At 37.5% G+C, this 21,472-nt stretch carries 21 protein-coding genes; 6 read left to right on the top strand and 15 right to left on the bottom strand.

The window, feature by feature from the left end; translation table 11 throughout:
- Nucleotides 1-213: 213 nt before the first annotated feature.
- The 3 genes from CVD27_RS16595 (at nt 214) to CVD27_RS16605 (ending at nt 2,899) form a co-directional block, all read left to right on the top strand.
- Complete coding sequence (locus tag CVD27_RS16595) at nt 214-468, top strand: hypothetical protein (RefSeq protein WP_101649015.1); 255 nt, start codon at nt 214-216, stop codon at nt 466-468.
- A 153-nt stretch (nt 469-621) separates the two neighbouring features.
- Nucleotides 622-2,358: an AAA family ATPase gene (locus tag CVD27_RS16600; RefSeq protein WP_101649016.1), complete on the top strand. Its 1,737-nt coding sequence runs from the start codon at nt 622-624 to the stop codon at nt 2,356-2,358.
- A gap of 118 nt (nt 2,359-2,476) precedes the next feature.
- Nucleotides 2,477-2,899, top strand: a complete 423-nt coding sequence (locus CVD27_RS16605) for a YkvA family protein (RefSeq protein WP_101649017.1) — start codon at nt 2,477-2,479, stop codon at nt 2,897-2,899.
- A 111-nt stretch (nt 2,900-3,010) separates the two neighbouring features.
- On the opposite strand, the gene CVD27_RS16610 is transcribed toward CVD27_RS16605, so the two are convergent.
- Nucleotides 3,011-3,145, bottom strand: coding sequence for a YjcZ family sporulation protein (locus CVD27_RS16610; protein WP_101649018.1), 135 nt, complete (start codon nt 3,143-3,145; stop codon nt 3,011-3,013).
- Nucleotides 3,146-3,165: 20 nt separating this feature from the next.
- Nucleotides 3,166-3,270: a YjcZ family sporulation protein gene (locus CVD27_RS16615; RefSeq protein WP_101649019.1), complete on the bottom strand. Its 105-nt coding sequence runs from the start codon at nt 3,268-3,270 to the stop codon at nt 3,166-3,168.
- Between the two features lie 233 nt (nt 3,271-3,503).
- Between CVD27_RS16615 and CVD27_RS16620 the strand changes: the two genes are divergently transcribed.
- Nucleotides 3,504-4,319 (top strand): glycerophosphodiester phosphodiesterase, encoded by an 816-nt coding sequence (locus tag CVD27_RS16620; protein ID WP_180960325.1) that lies wholly within the window; start codon nt 3,504-3,506, stop codon nt 4,317-4,319.
- Nucleotides 4,320-4,475: 156 nt separating this feature from the next.
- Here CVD27_RS16620 and CVD27_RS16625 read toward each other — a convergent pair whose 3' ends face one another.
- The 3 genes from CVD27_RS16625 to phaQ all read right to left on the bottom strand — a co-directional run bounded on the left by CVD27_RS16625 (nt 4,476) and on the right by phaQ (nt 7,047).
- Nucleotides 4,476-5,669, bottom strand: coding sequence for a C40 family peptidase (locus CVD27_RS16625; protein WP_101649021.1), 1,194 nt, complete (start codon nt 5,667-5,669; stop codon nt 4,476-4,478).
- Nucleotides 5,670-6,056: 387 nt separating this feature from the next.
- Nucleotides 6,057-6,632 carry a hypothetical protein gene (locus CVD27_RS16630; protein WP_101649022.1) on the bottom strand — a complete coding sequence of 192 codons (576 nt, stop codon included), beginning with the start codon at nt 6,630-6,632 and terminating at the stop codon, nt 6,057-6,059.
- On the bottom strand, nt 6,610-7,047 hold the full coding sequence (gene phaQ / locus CVD27_RS16635) for a poly-beta-hydroxybutyrate-responsive repressor (protein WP_101649023.1): 438 nt from the start codon (nt 7,045-7,047) through the stop codon (nt 6,610-6,612). Before phaQ ends, CVD27_RS16630 begins: the two co-directional genes overlap by 23 nt.
- Nucleotides 7,048-7,195: 148 nt before the next feature.
- Here phaQ and CVD27_RS16640 point away from each other — a divergent pair, with 148 nt between their 5' ends.
- Complete coding sequence (locus tag CVD27_RS16640; RefSeq protein ID WP_101649024.1) at nt 7,196-7,978, top strand: alpha/beta fold hydrolase; 783 nt, start codon at nt 7,196-7,198, stop codon at nt 7,976-7,978.
- 63 nt (nt 7,979-8,041) lie between these two features.
- Here CVD27_RS16640 and CVD27_RS16645 read toward each other — a convergent pair whose 3' ends face one another.
- The 8 genes from CVD27_RS16645 to CVD27_RS16680 all read right to left on the bottom strand — a co-directional run bounded on the left by CVD27_RS16645 (nt 8,042) and on the right by CVD27_RS16680 (nt 19,436).
- Nucleotides 8,042-9,115 carry an alpha/beta fold hydrolase gene (locus tag CVD27_RS16645; RefSeq protein WP_101649025.1) on the bottom strand — a complete coding sequence of 358 codons (1,074 nt, stop codon included), beginning with the start codon at nt 9,113-9,115 and terminating at the stop codon, nt 8,042-8,044.
- A gap of 17 nt (nt 9,116-9,132) precedes the next feature.
- Nucleotides 9,133-9,708, bottom strand: coding sequence for a hypothetical protein (locus CVD27_RS16650; RefSeq protein WP_101649026.1), 576 nt, complete (start codon nt 9,706-9,708; stop codon nt 9,133-9,135).
- Nucleotides 9,709-9,726: 18 nt separating this feature from the next.
- Nucleotides 9,727-10,404, bottom strand: coding sequence for a hypothetical protein (locus CVD27_RS16655; RefSeq protein WP_180960326.1), 678 nt, complete (start codon nt 10,402-10,404; stop codon nt 9,727-9,729).
- Nucleotides 10,405-10,459: 55 nt separating this feature from the next.
- Entirely contained in the window at nt 10,460-13,072 is a 2,613-nt protein-coding gene (gene adhE / locus CVD27_RS16660; RefSeq protein ID WP_308301804.1) for a bifunctional acetaldehyde-CoA/alcohol dehydrogenase, read from the bottom strand.
- A gap of 250 nt (nt 13,073-13,322) precedes the next feature.
- Nucleotides 13,323-16,082, bottom strand: coding sequence for a phosphoenolpyruvate carboxylase (gene ppc, locus CVD27_RS16665; RefSeq protein ID WP_101649028.1), 2,760 nt, complete (start codon nt 16,080-16,082; stop codon nt 13,323-13,325).
- 174 nt (nt 16,083-16,256) lie between these two features.
- On the bottom strand, nt 16,257-17,474 hold the full coding sequence (locus CVD27_RS16670) for a cadherin-like beta sandwich domain-containing protein (protein WP_101649029.1): 1,218 nt from the start codon (nt 17,472-17,474) through the stop codon (nt 16,257-16,259).
- A 185-nt stretch (nt 17,475-17,659) separates the two neighbouring features.
- Nucleotides 17,660-18,109, bottom strand: coding sequence for a CoxG family protein (locus CVD27_RS16675; RefSeq protein ID WP_101649030.1), 450 nt, complete (start codon nt 18,107-18,109; stop codon nt 17,660-17,662).
- A gap of 145 nt (nt 18,110-18,254) precedes the next feature.
- Nucleotides 18,255-19,436, bottom strand: a complete 1,182-nt coding sequence (locus tag CVD27_RS16680; RefSeq protein WP_101649031.1) for an LL-diaminopimelate aminotransferase — start codon at nt 19,434-19,436, stop codon at nt 18,255-18,257.
- A gap of 178 nt (nt 19,437-19,614) precedes the next feature.
- On the opposite strand from CVD27_RS16680, the gene CVD27_RS16685 reads away from it, so the two are divergent.
- Entirely contained in the window at nt 19,615-20,271 is a 657-nt protein-coding gene (locus CVD27_RS16685; protein ID WP_374703080.1) for a YczE/YyaS/YitT family protein, read from the top strand.
- On the opposite strand, the gene CVD27_RS16690 is transcribed toward CVD27_RS16685, so the two are convergent.
- Complete coding sequence (locus CVD27_RS16690) at nt 20,266-20,478, bottom strand: hypothetical protein (protein ID WP_101649032.1); 213 nt, start codon at nt 20,476-20,478, stop codon at nt 20,266-20,268. The genes CVD27_RS16685 and CVD27_RS16690 overlap by 6 nt on opposite strands.
- Before the next feature lie 169 nt (nt 20,479-20,647).
- Nucleotides 20,648-21,421 (bottom strand): nucleotidyltransferase domain-containing protein, encoded by a 774-nt coding sequence (locus tag CVD27_RS16695; RefSeq protein ID WP_101649033.1) that lies wholly within the window; start codon nt 21,419-21,421, stop codon nt 20,648-20,650.
- Between the last annotated feature and the right edge of the window lie 51 nt (nt 21,422-21,472).

A 21,472-nucleotide genomic window follows, 5' to 3' on the forward strand; every position in this document is an offset into this window, starting at 1 on the left:
TCCATCCACATTGGATTAAGGAACAGATAAGCAATTAGGCAAATTGCGCCTAATTAGCAAGAATTTTTTTATCCATAACTTCAATCTTATCTCGCAAACGCCAACTTTGCAATATACCAAATTGTTTACCAATGATTTTTCTTTTATCATGAAGGTGAAAGGAATATAATGAAAATAAAAAAGATCTAAATTCCTAGGGAGGAACTTTATATAATGCAGCCAGTTGATCAACAAACATTAAACTTATTACATAAAGCTTTTGAAATCGTTCTTGAACAAAATAACATTACCTATAATAAGATTGGTATTGCTGAAGAGGGCGATCAGCTGTTATTTTTGTATGAAACAAAAGATGAAAAGGTTCATGTCTTTAAATGGAGCAAGCAAGCATCTATTGGTATGAGCATAGGAACACTGGCACAAAGCGTGCTTATGCCAATTATTCCACAGCTCCGCTTATTATCATAAAAGCCTCGTACACACGATCCTATTCAGGGGAGTGTGTTTTTTTAAAAACAACTTTTTCAAAAAAAATTCTTTCTTCCACCGATTCCCACATCCATTTTTCTGGAAGTTCAATTATAATAGTTTATATAACTCTGTTAGAGGAGATGAAGAGAATTGAATGAAAGTAAAAAGATAGTTTCAAAGTTTATTCCGCTGGTTACAGCGCTTATTATAGTTATAGCAGGTATTGTTTGGTACATCCAAACTTCTCATAATGAAATTGCGATTCCATTCTCTTCCGTTGAGAAAACCATTCAGGCGCAAAACGGAAAAGTTATTACGCTGACTGAACATGCTGATGGAAGCTTATATATGAAGGCAGGCCAAACCGAATATGTATCCCATATTCCTCCAAATAGCCAAGTGATTGAAAAGCTTGTCGAAAAGTACAATATTGATTACTCCTATACTACAAGCAGCCGTTATGGCAAGTGGATAATGGGCGGCGTGCTTGTTTTACTTGCTGGAGCAGCTATTGCCCTACAAAAAACAAAGGGCGGCTTCGGCCTCCATAATTCCATGAAAAACAGTGTCGCAAAATCAAGACCCCTCCCATCTATTTCATTAGATGATGTAGGTGGACTTGGAGAAGAAATGAAAGAGGAGATCTTACAAACATTATCTACCCTAAAAGAACCGGAGCGGGCCATCAAGCTTGGTATTAAGCCTCCAAAAGGGATTCTTTTATACGGGCCGCCAGGAACCGGTAAAACATTATTAGCTCAAGCTATTGCACGAGAATTAAATGCTGCTTTTTTCTCTGCTAGCGGTTCTGCATTTAATGAACTGTTTGTCGGGGTTGGAGCAAGTCGTGTTCGTTCCTTATTTCAAGCAGCTCGTAAACAAGCACCCGCTGTTATCTTTATTGATGAAGTAGATGCACTTGCAGGTAAACGTAAAGCCCATGGTGGTGAAGAAGCAGAAAAAACTTTAACTGAACTTCTGGTTCAGCTTGACGGCGGCCATTCTAATGAAGGTATTTTGTTTATTGCCGCGACAAATAGAAAAGACATGCTTGATGATGCATTCCTTCGTCCTGGACGAATTGACTTCTCCTTCCATGTATCACTACCTGATACGAAAGGAAGAAGAGAAATCATCGAGATCCATACGAAAGGAAAAGCTCTTGCAGAAGATGTGTTTGCAACTCTTGATGACTTGGCAGAAAGTACCTCCGGATTTTCAGGAGCAGAGCTTCAGTCTCTTTTTGAAACAGCCTCTAGACGAGCCGTTAGAAATGGACAAGATATGATCACTAAGAAGGACCTTGATTATGCTCTTGACAGAACAATATTAGGAAGCACGTCCCGTTCTCTAAAGGATCTTGAAACAAAACGCAGAGTGGCTATCCATGAAGCCGGTCATGCGATCGTAGCCTCTTTAACCAAACCAGGGTCAGTTAGAAAAGCGACGATTATCCCTCGGGGTGAGGCCCTGGGTTATGTAGCACCGATTCCGAAAGAGCTGCATTTATCCACAACCAGTGACCTGCTTGATCGTGTTGCAATGGTACTAGCCGGTGGTGTGGCAGAAAGAATGTACCTTGGTGAACATAGCATCGGGGTTAGCGGCGACGTTCAGCAAGCAAAACAACTTATTGAGCAAATGGTCGACACTGGTATGCTGCAAGATGGGTTTACACTTACTTTTAACAAACAAGATAAAGAGATCAAGATGCAGGAACTGTTTGTAAATGGAATAGAAAAAGCAGAAACTTTGATTAAGAACCATCAACATCAGTATCAACAATTAGTTGATGCATTATTAAAGAAAGAAACATTAGAAGGATCTGAAGTGGAAGAAATTGTTTCAGTTGCATCAAATAGCGCGGAACAACTCGTCTTAGCCTAGAAAAACCAGGTGCACTCACTGCACCTGGTTTTTCTATTGTGATATTAGGGTAAATATCTAATGAATTCTTATTTTGGTGGTAAACTAAGCTTGAATTCCGTTAAAGGACGTGAACCCTATGTACAACAATAATAAATTACTTGAAAAAGAGCAGCATAAATATATAAATAAGGCCAAGGAATTCATCGGGAATCCTCAAAAAATAAAAGATTTACTCCAAAATGTAGTCAGCAAAGCAACAGTAAGGAAAGGCCATCTCGGGGATGCCTGGGAAAAGCTGCAGTTATTTGTTGATTTAGTTAAAGCTTACACTAAAGGCGAGTATAAGAATGTTCATCCTAGTACCATCGTTACCATTATTGGCGCCCTGCTGTATTTTGTTTCCCCGTTTGATCTAATACCTGATTTTATTATTGGGCTTGGCATTTTTGATGATGCTGCTGTGATAGGTTTTACATTAAAGAAATTATCAAAAGAACTTAATGAATTTGAGAAATGGAAAAATAATAAACAGATTACACTAGATAACCCGCTGGATTAACCAAGCGGGTTCCCTAGTTACATATCCAATTAACACTCGAAGTACCTTAGTCACTATGATACAGGCTATCCGCTGCCTAATCACCACTGTTTAAGGCACTTTAAGTCAAGACTACCATCTAAAGCAAGCAGCACCTACAATAATTAATAGGATAAATAATACGACGATTAACGCAAATCCGCCGCCAAATCCACATCCATAGCCACAGCCACCGTAGCCGTAACCACCATATCCATATCCAAACATTTTAGTTCCTCCCTTTTATATTAATACCAAGGTCGACACCAAGAAGCTCCAATAATAATTAATAAAATGAATAAAACGACTAGCAGGGCAAATCCGCCGCCATAGCCACCTACTGCACCAGACATTTACATTACCTCCTTTATCGATTTCCATATATCCTATTCACCTAGTTATCGATGTGCGATAGACAAATATCCATATTAGGCTTATTGAATAAGCCCATTATTTTTACATATCCTTGTTTCCATTCCATATATTTGTCCATAAATATAATTAAAATCTCTAGACAAATACACAGTTGACAATTAGCTTTGATTTTCTTACCATGTTCACAATAAGGCAACGGGGGTATATCGTTTTGAAATTTCCTAAAACCATTTTGAGATCGATTTATACATCGTTCATACGAAAAGAAATAGGAACAAAATGCGCTTACCAACATCATTCTCCAATAAAAATCGGCCACCGAGGAGCTGCCGGATACAGCCCTGAAAACACCTTTGCTTCCTTTCATAAAGCGCTGCTTTTGGGTGTCGATTATCTTGAATTGGATGTCCAAATGACAAAAGATAGTGAGTTGGTCGTCATTCATGATGCTACTGTCAATCGAACGACAAATGGAAAAGGAAAAGTACGGGATTTTACACTTAAAGAAATTCAAACACTGGATGCAGGAAGCTGGTTTGATCCCAAATTTTGCGGTGAAAAAGTCCCTTCATTTTGTGAGGTTTTAGACGAGTTTGCTGGTAAGGTCGGAATATTATTGGAAATTAAAAATCCTAACCTATACCCAGGGATTGAAGAAAAAATAGCAGATGAACTAATAAAAAGAGACCTTACTCATCATGAAGGTCCCCAAGTGATTGTACAATCATTTGATCAGCAATGTTTAAAACGATTTCATCAATTAATACCTTCCATCCAAATAGGAGTATTACTAAAAAAAATCACTGGAAAAGGAATTTCTACTAAAGAATTACTTTCCTTTTCAAGCTACGTCTCATTTGTGAACCCTAAAATAACGATGGTAAACCAAAGGCTTATTAGCAAAATTCATCAACATGGGTTTAAAACTTTTATATGGACGGTCCGAAGAAGGAACGAAGTAAATCTTCTGAAACATTTACGTGTAGAAGGGATCATTAGTGACTATCCGGATTTTCTTAAAGATTAGGCTGTGTTAGACTTGGATGTTGACTTCCACTCCAGGCGCTTCGCTTTCCGCTCCAATCAACAACGTTACAAAATCAACAATTACCTTTAACACAGCCAAAGATTAAAAAGGACAGCTCCCAAAAAGAGCTGCCCTTTCTATGATTATATGAATGTTCTAGTTATCAATTATTCTCATCACTCGTCCATTAAACTTTTGTAAATAGTAGCCATGTGTCAAATCCGCAATCGCAATGCCTGTTCTACTCTGGGATCCAATGAATAGACCACCACCGAGATAAATTCCCACATGCCCATCAATTTTATAAGTATCAAAGAAGACAAGATCACCAGGCCGTGCTTCACCAAACGTGACCCTTTTGCCTGTATTTTTCAATAAATCCGTATGGGCCCCCACTTTAATGCCAGCTTGTGCAAAAGCCCATGCAACAAAACCTGAACAATCAAACCTTCCATGTTCAACGTCATAGTCATTTCTCCCACCCCCAAAAACATAGACAGAATTTCCAATATACTTTTCTCCAGCTTGAATGACAGTGTTAATTGCTGCATTTGAGGTTGTTGGGATGATTACATTTAATGGAGCTGAATTTGAGGTAGTCGAAGTGGGAGTCGAAGTGTTCAGTTCTGCCTCTTTCGTTGCAAGCGTCAAATCTTTCTCCTGCAACACCGCCTTATGAGAGAGTTTTTGTTTTTCTATTTGTTTTAATTCTTCTTTTAAGGCATCGTTTTCTTCTTTTTGCTCTAAAATTTGTGCCTGCATGCCTTCAAGCTCTATTTTCATTTCTTTTAAATCTCTTAGCCTTTTTTCTACAGAAGCTTGTTTTAAAATAGCAGTATTCTGGTCCTCTTCATATTGTTTAACTAAGTCTTGGTCAGCTTGAACTATCGCAGCCACTGCATGAAGTCGCCCAACAAAGTCATCAAAGCTTGAGGAGCCCAAAATCACATCAATATATTTAACTTTTCCCCCATTTTCTTGTAAGGTTACGGCACGTTTTTTAAGTATTTTGTTTCGTTTATTAATTCTATCCTGTATGACGTTTATTTCCCGCTCTAGTCCAAATACTTCCTTTTCTGATGCCTGAACTTTTAATTCAGTTTGAGCAATCATGTTGTTATTATCAATAATGGCTTGTTCTACTCTTTCGATTTGCTCAGTTAGTTTAGTTATTTCATCTTGGACTTGTATGATTTCCTGATCTGCTTTTAATATCTCGGACTGAATTCCTGCACGCTGCTCTTGAACTCCCTTAGTATTAATTGTTTCCGCTTGAACAGCCGGAAGGGAAAAAATCATGCCAGCCACCCATATGATTGAAGTACTTATTGCAGTAAATCTCTTTTTCATTTATGTTCCCGCCTTCTTCAATTTTCAAATAGACTCAGTTTAATAAATCGACTCTTGAAGACTGTAGTGAATTTTCGAACAAATATGAAAAAATCTTATGTAGCGTGATTATGATTAAATTTTTATTATGCAAGTCTATCCACTCAATTACTCCCAATATTATCCTATTTTCTTCTAATTAGAAGTATAGCATCTCCGCGCATCTAATACGTTATAAAAATATTACATTTTTATTTCAAAACAAAATTTTAATAAATTGTTCAAATATATTTATGTAAATAAAAACCCACAATCTTCTATTTAAATAGGAAGAGATTGTGGGTTTTTATTTGATAAAGGATATTATTGTAAAACAAGGCTGTTATTTCCCCTGTTTATCTTTGAAAATCAGCGAGATTTTACGAGCTCATTAAAACTGTTTTTACTGCGCTCTACTAGATCTAATTGTGTATTACGGGCTTTTTTTACATATTCCTTACGAACTTCCAACCAAGCATTTCTACTTCCACGGCTGTATGCTATACTGGATTCCGTGTTCTTTTCAAAACTGTCTTCCAATTGGTCGATAATATGGAAAAAGGAGCGAACTGGCGTTAACGCCAATTTTTCCATCTGTCCTGTTACTTCTTTAAATTGGGTTTTAAGCTCTTCACGGTCTTCTGAAGGGATGTCTTCCTTTACTTTTTCAAAATTAAATTGATTCATCATTTCAGAAACCATATCTTGGTTTGTCTTTTTTGCTTGCTCATATAAATTGGCAAGGGACTTACGGTACTGCTTATTAAAATTAATAACTTCCCTTACTGTGTTAATATAAGCATCCTCCCGATCTTCTCTAAGATGCCTTGCACGCTCACTTGCTTGTTCATATTGATTCCAAAATGTAGTAACAAATGAACTTACTGGTATCGATTCTACTACTTCTTCAGCAGGAACCGTTTCATTTTTCTTCTGTACCATCATTTTTCCTCCTCCTAGTATTAGTAACTTTCTCTATTGGATCCTTCTTATGAAACGAAGGAATGTAGAGCTCCAGAAAACTAGAATACATCTTGAAGAATTGATCTAAGATGGACTGATACGTTTCAAGTTGGTTGGCGTATCCTTTTAAGTATGTAATCCCAGCTTTTGTAATTGAATACCTTCTCTTTGCCGGCCCGCTGCCTGTTGTATCCCATTCAGATGAAACAAGTTCATCTTTTTCTAGTTGTCTTAACATTCGGTATAAATTTCCTTGATCAAGAGTCTTAAATCCGAATGCCTCCAACTTTTGGCTAAGTTCATAGCCATGAAGTGATACTTTGCTTAGAAGCAATAAAATAAATGGAAGTACAAAATTTTTAGATGGATTAACTGATTGGTTATCTTGGTTCACCATATCTTTATCACCTCACCTATATGTATTTTACACCTATGGGTTATATTTGGCAATAATAAAAATAAATATATATTAAATTGATATTTGGCTGTTTACAACTTTCCTACGCTGGTTATACACTTATTTAAAATGGAAGAGGTGGTGTAATATGGAAAAAGCTAGAATTAGTAAATCAGGTGTGCCTTACTTGTATTTTGGAAAAGGAGATCCCCTTGTGCTCATCCATGGTCTTGGAGAAGTCAAAGAAGGTTGGAGTAACCAATATGAATTAGCTGATGAATTTGAATTAGTCATCCCTGATTTACGTGGGCATGGGGATTGTACAAAAACAGATGGGATTTCTATTCCCAACTTTGCCCAAGACATAATTGGTTTATTAAAAGAACTAGAAATCGAAAATGCCCACATACTTGGTCTGTCAATGGGTGGAGCCGTTGCGCAGGAAATCTACCACCAGGCTCCAAACCTCTGCCGTTCACTCACACTTGTTAGTACTTTCCACTATTTTCCTAAGATATTAAAACAATTATTATTTAACAATCGACGAGAAAAGTTTGAGTATGTTAGGGCAGCAGGAAAACAAACGGAATACCTTGCTCATATAGCCCTTTACTCTTGGAATAAAAACATGATAGATACGTTTAGCCATTCTTTCCGCCCAAAACATCTCATCTTCCTTAAATCCTTAAAAACTTGTCTCGAGGTTAATAACCGTTCTTTATTACCCTTAATTAAAATTCCCACTCTCATTATCGGCGGCCAATATGACTCTGTTTTACCTGTTTGGATTCAAGCCTGTATGCACCGATTAATTCCTCACTCTGAATTTGTTATTATGAGAAATACCGGTCATCTTGCCAAACTTGAGGCAAAGGACCGGTTCAACCAACAGCTGAGAAGATTCCTCAATCAACATAGAACTGCTGTTTAAGCTATATAAACGGGAAGAAACGGCCCCCCGTCTTCCCGTTATTTTTATTTAGAGACTGCAGTACTAGACTGTTACTTTCTTTATTTTATTGGAACGTGTTTTTAACCAATTATCAGCAAACACAGCAAACTTGCCGGTAAGGGCCAAAGAAACATGGCCTCCTTCAAAGACTTCATAAGTTTTATCTTCACTTGAAATCATATCCATAACTGGAAGGCTCTGCTCCTCTAATATTAGCGTGTCTCTTGAAGTCGAGAATACAAAGACAGGACATGTAATATTTTTCAAATCAACTTTCCTGCCTCCAATAATTAGCTCGCCCTTTAATAGTTTATTATCTTTATAAAGGTCATTAAACATTTGCTTAAAAGCAGCACCTGAGAAAGAGGCAGTGTCCTTTGTCCATTTATCCATTCGGCGCCACTTTTTTACGTATTCTTCATCATGAGCACGTGTAATCAAATTGACCCATGGACTTACATAAACCGGTGAAAGTCCTCTAAACATTAAATATAAATATTCGGAAGGAATGACACCATAAACATCGGAGAAGTGATCAAAGTTAATTATCCCATTTTGAAGTCCCTTTAACCATTTGTCAGGGACAATCCCAATGCTAAAGTCAATTGGTACAGTGGCAAGAACTAGATTCTTAATTGGCAGTTTTGTAATAGAAGTAAATATCGCTGATATTGTACCACCTAAACAATAACCAACCATGGAAATTTCCTTGGCACCAGAGTGACGTAATGCCCTTTTAACAGCATTTTCCAAGTAATCAAAAATATAATTATCTAAGGTAATATCACTATCCTCATAACCAGGAGATCCCCAATCGAGGAAGTAAACATCATAGCCGCGCTCAGTAAGACCGCCGACAACACTGCTTCCTTCCCCGATGTCTAAAATATATGGCTTATTCAATAATGAATAGACCAAAAACAGCGGAATCTCATATTTTTTTTCTTTAGCAGGATGATAATATAAAGTAGATTTATTCTTTTTCCATATAATCTCCCTTGGCGTTGGTACAATATCAGGCTTAGTTTCAGTTAGGACTTTGTTGATCTGATCCCATCTTACTTTTTCCTTATCTAGATGAAGCATAGGGATAAAATTTCTGAAAGATGCACTCATCTTTTTTGCTCCTTCCATTATGATTCGGGTGTGCCGGCAACCGCAAGCACTAGGTCTTCATTCGTATCTTTGACTTTCCCTTTTTGAAAAAAATTCCTCATGTTCGAAAGTTCTGCCTTAATATCAGTTAATTGGCTAAGCTCTTGCTTTAATTCCTTTAGTTCCAATTGAACAGCTGACATCTCAGCAGCTTGGTTTACTTCGATTGTGTGAAAATCATTCTTCAATTGTTTAACCACATTAGCCATCTCTTGGAACATCTCTAGCGTTTCTTTATTTGCCAATCCAATACTATCTTGTAGATTCCAAATTTGTTCTTCCAATGTATCTATTTTTCCCTCGGCTTGGATTGATAATTTTGCTACATTAGCGACATCTTTTTTCGTTGGCATGTTCATCATACCTGCCATTAGTTCCTGCTTTTTTCCAAGGAATTCCAAATAACGAGCATGACTATCTGTTCCAGCCTTTAAAAGCTTGACGAATTCATTGTTATCGCTCATTATGTATAACAAACCATTGAGCTGCCTTTCCCACATTCCGCTAATTCGTTTAATTCCTTCAAATGGTTCATATGATTTATCTTTTGTCATACTTAAATCGCCCCTCGTTTAATTTTTTGTAAGTTCTTCTGATTTTTCCAAGTACTTATTTAGCGGGAACATTATTGTTTTAATCTGCTTGGCAAATAGATTAACAAACCCTTTTTGATTTTCATAAATCAAACTACCAGCTTGTTTGATAGTTTTAATATATTGTTGTCTGCCTCTCTTCCTAAGTGTGATATACTGTTCAATCATCTCTAGAAATTTATCCGTAGAGAATGTATTGACAATCGGTTGGCATGGTGCTGAAAAAAGGGTTAAGGTTTTTTCCTGTATTTGGTCAATTTGTGTATTGATATCTTCATAGGACTTTAGCGGGAAGAAATGCTGCAGGCTTGTGGTAGACATCAAAAATTCCTCTCTAGCAGTTTTTTCCCATGTTGAAAATTCTTGATAAAATTGTGCCCCAAGTTCTATCAGATTTCCCTGATTACGCTGGATACTGTCTGCAAATTGCTTTGCCGCTTTAAAGAAAATGGCATCCCGTTGATCTGCACGCTTCTCCCATTCATCTAACTCACCGAATGCATTTCTCCAAAGCAAATCTAAGCTCGAAAGCTGATCCTCGGATTCACCTTTTTTCAAAGAGGTTTCAACTGATACATGTTCGTTCTTAACTTCAGACCCCTCGACCATGTTTTCTTCTTGCTCTGACTCAATATTAAATTCTTTTTTATCAGCCATTTTCTACTCGTCCTTTCAAATTTTTATCGAATCCATATTCTGAATGATTAGAGCATTACACTCCTATATAGGCCTGTTGATAGATTTCAGCAAGTTCACTGATAAATGGCTGCTTTGGATTTGCAATGGTATCTTGATCATCGAAAGCGGTTTCGGCAAGGTGAGCCAGCTTGGTTTCAAATTCTTCCTTTTTAACACCATTGCATTGAATGCTCATTGGTATATCCAGCTCTTGTGCTAGGGCAATCACTGCCTTAACTAAACTATTAATTCCTTCCTCTATAGTATGTGCAGGGAGGCCAAGCATTCTAGCAATCTCCGCATAGCGCTCATCCGCAATAAAGTGTTCATATTTAGGATAAGTCATGAATTTATTTGGTTTGGAGGCATTATATCGAATCACATGTGGTAACAAAATAGCATTCGCACGTCCGTGGGATATATTAAACTCAGCTCCTAACGCATGAGCAAGGCTATGGTTTATCCCTAAGAATGAGTTTGCAAAAGCCATACCAGCGATTGTTGAAGCATTATGCATTTTTTCTCGCGCCAGTTCATCACTGCCATCTCGATAGGCTCTAGGTAAATATTGAAATACCAGCTGAATAGCCTTTAGTGCAAGTCCATCTGTATAATCATTTGCTAAAACTGAAACATAGGCCTCAATAGCATGTGTCAAAACATCCATACCCGTATCAGCAGTAACATCGGTTGGAACAGTCATGACAAACTGCGAATCTACAATCGCCACATCAGGTGTTAATTGGAAATCAGCAATTGGATACTTTATATTAGCTTTTTTATCGGTGATAACAGAGAAGGCTGTAACCTCTGATCCTGTGCCGGAAGTAGTTGGAATGGCTACAAATTTTGCTTTAGTCCGCATGACCGGAAATTTAACGACACGTTTTGTCGGATCAAAGAATTTTTGTGTTAAGCCCCGAAAATCAGTTTCAGGATGTTCATAGAAGAGCCACATTGCTTTGGCCGCATCCATTACTGATCCTCCGCCAAGGGCAATAATGCAATCAGGCTGAAACTTTATCATTCTTTCTGCTCCATCCATAACCGTTTCAATACTTGGCTCGGGCTCAATATTCGAATAGATTTCAAAATGAATATTATTTTGATTCTTCCTTAAGTAATATAAGACTTTATCGACATAGCCATTCCTCAATGAACTCCCACTTGTAACAATAAATGCTTTAGTGATACCTGGAATAGCGGCTAATGTTTGAATAGAGTTTCTCTCAAAGAAAACCTGTGATGGCACTTTAAACCACTGGGTAAACGTCCTTCTTGTGGCAACTTTTTTTATATTAAGGAGGTTTTGAGCACCGACATTCTGTGACACCGAGTTTCCTCCATAGGTTCCGCATCCGATGGTTAAGGACGGTAAAGAGGTATTATAAATATCACCGATGGCACCATGTGTGGATGGCGTATTAACCATAATTCGTCCGGCCTTCAGCCGCAGCGAGAAGATATCTACTAAGTCTTGTTTTGAAGTATGAATGGCTGCAGAATGTCCTAGTCCGCCGTATTCTAATGTCTCTTCTGCAATTTGTAATCCCTCAGCAAAACTATTAACCTTGTAGCACGCTAGAATTGGGCTTAACTTTTCACAGGATAACGGCTCATTCGGTCCTACTTTCTCTAGCTCCACAATTAAAATTTTCGTATTAACAGGTACCTTGATTCCTGCAAGCTTGGCAATCATAGCAGCAGGGAGTCCCACAATTAAATTATTAATAGTACCCGTTTTTTCAAAAATGACTGCCTTTTCTAGCATTTTTCGTTCTTCTAAATTTAAAAAATAGCAATTATTAGCAATAAATTCTTGCTTTACTTCATGATAGATTTCTTGATCAATTATCAAGGCTTGTTCTGAAGCACAAATCATTCCATTATCAAAGGTTTTGGATAGAATAACATCGTTAACAGAACGTTTGATATTGGCTGTTTTTTCAATATAACAAGGGACATTCCCGGCACCTACACCAAGGGCTGGCTTTCCTGAGCTATAAGCTGCCTTTACCAAGTTGGGGCCGCCCGTTGCGAGGATAAGGGAAACCTTTGGATGCTTCATCAAAGTTTGAAAGGCTTCATGTGAAGGAGATTCAATCCACTGAATACAATTCTCCGGTGCGCCAGCTTTAATTGCTGCCTCTCTAAGTATTTTTGCGGTCTCAGTACAGCATTTTTGGCCATATTGTGGGAAGGCAAAAATAACCGGATTTCGAGTTTTGAGTGAAATTAATGATTTAAAGATTACTGTAGATGTAGGATTTGTTATTGGGATGACACCAGCGATCACTCCTACCGGCTCTGCAATCTCGACCATTCCCTCATTCTCATCCTCCCTAATAACTCCAACTGTTTTCATATTCCGAATGTTATTGTAGATAAACTCTGTTGCAAACATATTTTTAAAAACCTTATCTTCATAAACACCACGTCTAGTTTCAGTCATCGCAAGTTTTGCTAGTTGTTTATGGTTTTCAAGAGCGGCTAATGCCATGTCTTTCACAATCTTATCGACTATTTCCTGAGTATAGCAGCGAAACTCACCTAAAGCCTTTTCTGCATTATTGGCTAGCTTTTCAATTTCCTCAGCTACTGCCAGCTTTTCTTGAGCTACTTTTTCTTGTACAGCCATGATAACCACCTCAAAATTTGTCAATTACCTACAAAACTCAAAATAGATCTACTAATAACAAAGATCCTATTCCAAGTTTTTATACTTCTGGCTAAAATATATCACGTCGGAATCGTCGAACATTGTCAAAATTTGCGCAAAAATGAATGAATAACCATTCATTTTACAAAAATTCACTAAACGTTCAAAATCACCTTCAATCAATAAAAAAGGTCATAAACTCTGTTTGAAAGAGTTTATGACCTTTTTGGAATTTATATCAGCCTGTATTACGGAGTCCTGCAGAAATTCCACTAATGGTAAGGAGAACTTCGGTTAATAGTTCTTCATTAGTCTCTTCGTGCTTCCGTAATTCTTTAATTAGTTCAACTTGTAAAAAGTTTAATGGATCCACGTAAGGATTCCGTCTAAAGACAGATTCTTTAATATTTGGAGTATGGTCAAGTAATTCACTATCTCCAGTAATTTTAAGTAGAACCTCTTTTGTCTTCTCGTATTCTTCAAGGATATTCGTAAATATTCTGTCAGCAATGGTTGGATCTTCAACAAGTGATAGATACTCTTTTGCTGTTGGAATATCTGCCTTCATTAATGCCATGTTTAAATTATCAATGGTTGATTGGAAGAATGGCCATTTTGCATACATCTGCTGTAAAAGCTGCAGGTTTTCCTTGCTAGCTGAAACGAAGCTATCTAAACCTGTACCCGCGGCATACCAAGCCGGGATTAACTGACGGCTTTGTGTCCATGCAAAAACCCATGGGATTGCCCTTAAATCCTCGAAGCGGCCTCTATTTTTACGGCTCATTGGTCTTGAACCAATGTTTAAGTCTCCGATTTCTTTTAGAGGAGTAGCTTGATTAAAGTAAGTAAGGAAATCCGGGTCACCAAAGACAAGTGATTGATATTTAGATAAAGCATAACCAGAAATCTCTTCAATCGCTTCTTCCCAAGCACTTTCACGTAAAGTTCCCTGCTCTTTTTGAGAAACATGGGCCGCTGAAAGAAGAAGGGTTGATGTTGCCTGCTCCAAGCTGCGATAAGCTATATCTTCAAGCAAGTATCTTGAAGATAGGACCTCCCCTTGCTCGGTAATCTTAACACCATCACCAATGGTTTCTGCCGGTTGGGACAGGATGCTTTTATTTAAGGTACCGCCGCCGCGTCCTAATGAACCGCCTCGGCCATGGAAAAACTTAGGACCAATTTGGTACCTTTTTGCTAACTCATGAATTTCGATTTGGGCTTTGTACAATTTCCAGTTGGCTGTTAAGGTTCCTCCATCCTTACTTCCATCGGAATACCCAAGCATAATTTCCTGCTGGTCCCCTAAGATTTGAAGATGCTTACGGTAGATCGGCATTTCAAAAAGGGTTTGCATGATTTCTGGACCCGCTGTTAAGTCATCAATGGTTTCTAAAAGCGGTGCTACATTTAGATGACTTTCAAGTGTACCATCCGCATGAAGTCGATAAAGTCCTGCTTCTTTTGCTAAAACAAGCACTTCTAACAAGTCACTTGCGGATCTCGTCATACTAACAAGATAAACCGTGATCGCACGTTTTCCAAATTCCTCATGCGCTGATTTTATCATTTGGAATACTTTAATCATTTCTTGAGTTTCAGGTGAATAGTCCTCATTCAGTAATAAAAGTGGACGAGGATCCAGTAGGATATTTTGTAATAGCTGTAATTTTTCTTGTTCAGGAAGTTCTGCATAATTATCAGTCATCCTTATTTTACGCAGGATTTCTGTGATTGCCGCTTCATGTTCACCGCTATGGTTTCTAATATCAAGCGTGGCTAAATGGAAGCCAAATAATTGGACTTGTCTGATTAACTTTTGTATTGTTCTTAACTCATGATCACTAGGATGATGCTTTTTTAGACTCCTATTAATCATTTTTAAATCTGTTAATAATTCATCTGCTGTTCTGTATCCAATCTCGGATTTACCTACCTGTTTAACGCGTTCAATTATCACCGCCACGACACGTCGGTAAACTTCTGTTTTATTTGGCCACTTTTTGTCATCTGTTAGGTATAAATCTTCTTTTTCCTCAAGGAAGGTAAGAATTTCCTCATCGACGTTCACCCTTGTTGTAGAGTGGCTGTATCTTTTCATGATATCTACTAACACACTTTTATATTTCTTTAATACTACTCTTCGTTGTCTTTGCAGTGTCTCCCATGTTACATCACTTGTTACGTTGGGATTACCATCGCGGTCTCCACCAATCCATGATCCAAAACGCAGGAAGTTAGGGACATTCCAAGAAGTATCCGGGTAATATCTTTCAAGGCACTCTGCTACTTCCTGATGAATTTCCGGAAGGACATCAAATAAAGTTTGATCAAAATAATAGAGTCCATTACGTACTTCATCCAAAACGGTCGGCTTGTGATTACGTAATTCATCTGTCTGCCAAAGTATTGCTACCTCGTTAAATAGATTATCCTCTAATTTTTTCTGCTCCCTAGCTGTTAAAAGAGGATGATCGAGATTTTTCAAAATGGCCGCAATCCGTTTCTGTATCTCAAGAATAGAGCGCTTTGTAGCCTCTGTTGGATGGGCAGTTATAATAAGCTCCAGAGACAATGTTTTTAAAACTTTTTGAATGATATCTTCACTAACACCATGTTCTTTAAACGTGAGAATAGCACTCTCAATAGAAGCAGGTTGAACGATATTTCCTTCTTCCATCTGGTATTGTCTCCGTCTTCGAATACGATGATTTTGCTCCGCAGCATTTATTAGATGAAAATACATTGAAAATGCACGGATGACCTGTTTTCGTATAGGCGAATCAAGGCTTGAAATTTCTGCCTTTAATTCCTCGTAAATTCCTTCGTCAAAATGCGTACGAAGTGTTTTACACATGAGTCTTAATTTTTCTACCTTATCCAATAGCTCGGGTCCTCCATGATTGACGAGGATTTCACCAAGCATTTTACCCAGTAATTTAACATCTCGACGCAATGGAAGACTGCTGTCATTTACTTTCAATTCTGTTGTCATTCTATCACCTTCCCCTTAATTCAAAAGATTCACTAAATTTTTTATATATAAATATAACATATTTTTTTAAAACATGTTCAACTTTTTTATCTCGCAATTCTATTTTTTCTAAAAAAAATAAACCTGGATGGTTAGTTTACAGGTTTATTTTTCTTTTATTGAATAGATTTCCCATTAACTTTCTGCTCTATCAAAAACTAGGACATATGTTTTCCGATCCGCATTGTCATAGTGGACGACTACAGAAATGACGGTTTTATTATCATCATCTAATTGAATGGTTTTACTCGTTCCACCTTCTATAGTAATTTCGGAACTGCTGTAACTTGCTGTTGGATTAATAGTAACAGACTTCGTGTCACTTGAAACGGCTACATGGTAGGTGTACTCGCTTGAAGTAAATGAACTGTCCCAAGTTCCTTCGGATACCGTTAATTTGGAAAGAGTGGCTTTACTTGTTTTTTGAGCGGTTCCAAATGTTCCCTGTTGGGATGATGCACTTTGGTTTGTTGTATTAGTCTGCCCTGAAAAAGAACTGCCGGCCTGAGGTAGGAGTCTACTTCCATTGTTCCCTGCACTACTGCTTCCAATTTGTGCTGAACCACTGTTTCCTGTTTGTGCTGTACCACCGCTAGCACCTAGTCCTGAGACGGTGCCTTGTACCGGTGCGGTGCCTTTTCCTGACGATGTATCTTGGCGTTCCACATGAATAGTATACCTTAGTTTTGAACCATTTTCTGCAGTCACTGATATAAGAATATCAGATTTTCCTACTGGTATATTGACAGGGACACCTTTCTCTGCGACATCAGCACCATTCACTTCGATTACTGCCGTTTTTTCTACTGCTGTTGGAAGCACGGTGATAGTTTGTGTTGCATTAGGTAGTTGTACACTATATTCTGTCACCGATGGAGAAAAATTGGTGGAAAGTTTTCCTGTTGAGAGTTTAATATCTTTCAGCAGATTATTGCTATTTTGTTTTCTGGTTACAGTTAAGGTGTAGGTATTAACTTGATTCGTACTGCTATCCTTAACTGATATAAGGAAGATATTTTGTCCCGTTTGCAATGAGTAGGAGTCCGCGGTATCACTTGTGACTGTTTTATTATTAATGCTGATTATTGAATTGGCATTACTGCCTTCCACAAGGATTTGAATGGTATCCGTATCATTATCTACTGTTGCTGAATATTGATTGAGATCTGCTGAAAAATCCTGATCAAGCTTAACACCTTCAATTTCTAATTTTGCGAGTTGATTAGATGTTTGGCTTACTTGGCTGACAGTCTCTTCTGCATAGACCGTTGGCAGGTTATAACCAGTTCCTAAACTGAGTATCGAGATGATTAGGACAGCGTTCAAGCCTTTTTTTGGTATCTTTGTTAGCATTGTTAATCCTCCCACTTTTTAAATAAGTGATTTTGGACTAACCTTACCATTGGTTGCTTAAGATTATCTTAATTTTAAAAAGAGATTATTTACCTGCATTATGTAATTACCCATCTTATATGATAATAAAACCACAATTTTTAAAAAAATCCGCAACCCCTAATTGGAAGGGCTACGGCTCTGTTTTATTTATTGGAAAATTCTTCGAGCTTTGAAGAGATGGCAGCGGCTACCTCTTCATCTGAAAGATTTACAGCCTTATTGAAAAGAGTGTTTGCCAACGTTCCCATTGGGCCTGTTGCATTTATATCAAGAAAGCCTGTCAGCAGAGTTTTATGTCTATTTAATGCTCTTGCTTCAAAGTATCCCTCTCCTAGATACTTTTCGTTCTTTCGCCTAAGTTCAAAACTCACCTTGCTGGGTTCGTTCCACTCCTTAATATCAATTAATAAGGTGACCTTTTTTTTCATAATCCCCAGGTCGCTTTTAAACTCCCAGCTAATTTGCCGATCATTAATTTTTTGATGTTGGATATAACCGGGTACAAGCGGTGCCCAATTATTTTCATCTCGAATAAAGTCCCATATGACTTCAATCGGGATATCTAATTCTACATGTTGTAATTCACTTGGCATGGCCGTATCCCTCTTTCTCTTTCAAAGTAAAAGACCTTCAAGAGCTGAAGGCCTTTAGTAAAATATATGTTTTCTTAGTTGTTTATAGAAGATAAAAATGCACCAGTGATAAGCTTCATCACTGGTGCATTTACCTTATCTATGCTCATTTCTTTATTAGACTACCTGCTAAAAATTGTTCTATCCGTTCTGCTGCCTGGGAGAGTCTCTCCGCTGGCTGTACTAAAGCGATGCGAACATAGCCCTCCCCTAGTGCGCCAAAAGCATCACCAGGTATGACAGCCACACCTGCTTGCTCAATTAATTCAAAAGCAAATTGGCGAGACGTCCATCCTGTCGGAATTTTTGCCCACACAAACATAGTCGCTGGTGACTTTGCGACCTGCCAGCCGCTTTTTTCAAGCCCCGCAATCAAAACATCCCTGCGAAGTTCATATTCTTTTACCTGCGTACGTAGATATGAAAAATCAGAAGTTAGTGCTTTTACAGCCGCTTTCTGGATTGGATAAAATACACCATAATCAATATTTGATTTAAAAGTTGCTAATAGACTAATAGCTTGCTCATTTCCCACAACATACCCAATCCGGCAGCCAGCCATATTAAATGTCTTAGACAGCGAATTAAATTCAATTCCAACCTCTTTTGCACCAGGGACTGACATAAAAGTAATCTGTGGATGATGATCAAAAATCAATTCCGAATATGCAAAATCATGAACTACTAAAATATTATGAGTCCTTGCAAATAAGACAACCTCTTCAAAAAAATTCTTATCCGCCAGTGCGGTTACGGGATTCCCCGGATAACTAATGATCATCATTTTGGTTTTCTGTAAAACTTCTAGAGGAATCTTATTTAGGTTTGGTAAAAACCGATTCTCTGCAAGCAACGGCATTGGATAGATCATACCTCCAGCAATATTAACACTCGCCTCATAAATGGGGTATCCAGGATCAGGTACTAAAACATAATCCCCAGGGTTAATAATCGCAGTGGCTAAATGAGCTAAACCGTCTTGTGAACCCATCACCTGCAGCACTTCTTTTGCAGGATCTATATCGACTTCATAACGCTGCTTATAAAAATAGCCTACGGCATCATTAAATTCCGCTATCCCCTTCAAGGTATATCCATATTTTGTTGTATCTTTACTAGATTCAACTAATGCATCCACAACAAAGGATGGTGGAGGAAAATCCGGACTTCCTACACTAAGATCAATTACTTCTTTTCCTTTTTTGATTGCCTCCATTTTCCGATCAGCCACTTCTTGAAAAATACTAGCTGACATTTTTTGAAGTTTTTCCGAACCGATGAGATTCATATACATTCCCCTCTAATTTTTTATACTTTAACAATTTTAACATATTTCTGATTATAGTAAGCTTTTAAAATTATTCTATAAAACAAATTTACCATTGATAATATTCAACAGATACCTTAATATTTTTAGAGTGGGTTTAAATATTCAGAATTATCTTTCGTTGGAGGTATACGGGATTTTGAAGTTATTTCAATACGGTTTATTCTTTTTAGGATTAACCTTTTTTGGCTTAGGCAATGCCATTGCCGTAAAAGTAAAATATGTGGGATTACATCCATGGGAAGTATTAAATGTTGCTCTTTATCAGCATTTTGGTTTAACCATTGGATCTTGGGGAGTCATTTGTGGTTTAGTTCTAATCTTTATTTCTTTTTTTGTTGCCAGAAGCTATATTAGCATAGGAACAATCTTAAATGCCTTGTGTATTGGACCAATCATGGACTTTTTCCTTTGGCTAGATATCCTCCCAGAAGCAACAAATACTTGGGTTGATTATCTTATTCTTTTATCCGGTATTGTAGTAAGCGGGATTGGTGGTGGAATGTATGTCGCTGCTGGAATTGGTGCCGGTCCGCGTGATGGCTTTATGCTATCGATTGGGGATAAAACAGGATTATCGATCAGCAAAGCCAGGATTATTGTAGAAAGTATAGTTTTAGTCATTGGTCTTATTTTAGGCGGTCCGGTTTTTCTTGCTACTTTTATTTACACCTTTATTCAAAGTCCTATTTTCCAGCGTTCCCTTAAATTTTTTAATCGAGTAAAGAAAATAATTAGCACACAAAATATGATGTCCTTCAAAAAAAAGCAATCAAATGATGGACTTAAATTATGATAAGTTCGGTATATATACCTTGTTTAACCCTTTTACTGTGAAAAAGCTGGCCACCAAGAATAAAGCAAATAGCAGAAAAATATTATTAACACCCACTTTTGTAATAAGAAAACCTGTGGAAAGTGCTGAAGTGATTTTAACAACGGAAGCTAAAATGGTTCTTAAGCCTACTACACGGCCAAAATATTCTTGAGGTCCTTTTTCCAACCTCCCTTATTGTAAATCTTCAGGTTCATAAGGAAAATTACAGAAATTTTTATAGAACCTCTTAAGAATATCTTATTAAAAAAAGCCCACCATTTTGGCGAGCAGTAATCACGTAGTGTTCAATATAGGCTTTTTTAAAAGTTATACTATTATGTGGAATCAACCTATTTTATTGACTCCAGACTTCATCTAAAATTTCTCTAAATAATTGATTTAATAAAGGTGTGGTATCGATTGGCGATACGTTTAAATTATTGGCGTACTCTTCGAGGTATTTTATCTGATTTTCCATAAATTTATGAAGGATAGACAGATTTAATACATACCTTGGCTCATCCCGATTGATTTTTCTTTCTATCAAACTTAGCAATTCCTGCTTTAATTCTTCTTCTCTGATTAATTCCTTGATTAAAAAGGGCAGTTCATTCGGAGGAAAGCTGTTTTGTTTTTCTATCCACATACAAGCTAAAATCGGCCGAATGATGTTTAGCAGCTGCTTACTTATAATTGGAGCAGCTTGTAGACCATTTCGTAAATTTCCTTTTGCCATATTTAAATAATGAAATAGTGCGGATTTTGGGTTGAATAAATACTGTTCTAAGTCTTTCATTTTTTCAATAAGCTTAAAAGCCTGAAAGTAAACATGGTTGGAATGCACCCATTCAAGCAATGATGGATTTGACTTTCTAAATAGCTGGAGGGTCTTTCGTATATCCCAGCCATGTAGATCGAGTTGTTGATTAATCGGAAGCTCAATAACATCTCGTTTTTGATCAATGGATAAATACCAATCTTTTTTATGGACATATATGAATCGGACATCGTAATCACTATTCTTTGAAGCTGTGCCCCATGCCCGGCTTCCCGCTTCAACGGCATAGCATACTTTGACCTCAAATTGCTGCTCTATTTGTTTTAATTCATCGAGAATTTTCTCTTTCACACCAATCTACTCCATTGCCCATTTTCTTCGGACAGTTTTTGGCTTTCAGCT

Origin of the sequence: Neobacillus cucumis, assembly GCF_002860255.1 — a bacterium.
In the GTDB taxonomy this organism is placed as follows: Bacteria; Bacillota; Bacilli; order Bacillales; family Cytobacillaceae; genus Neobacillus; species Neobacillus cucumis_A.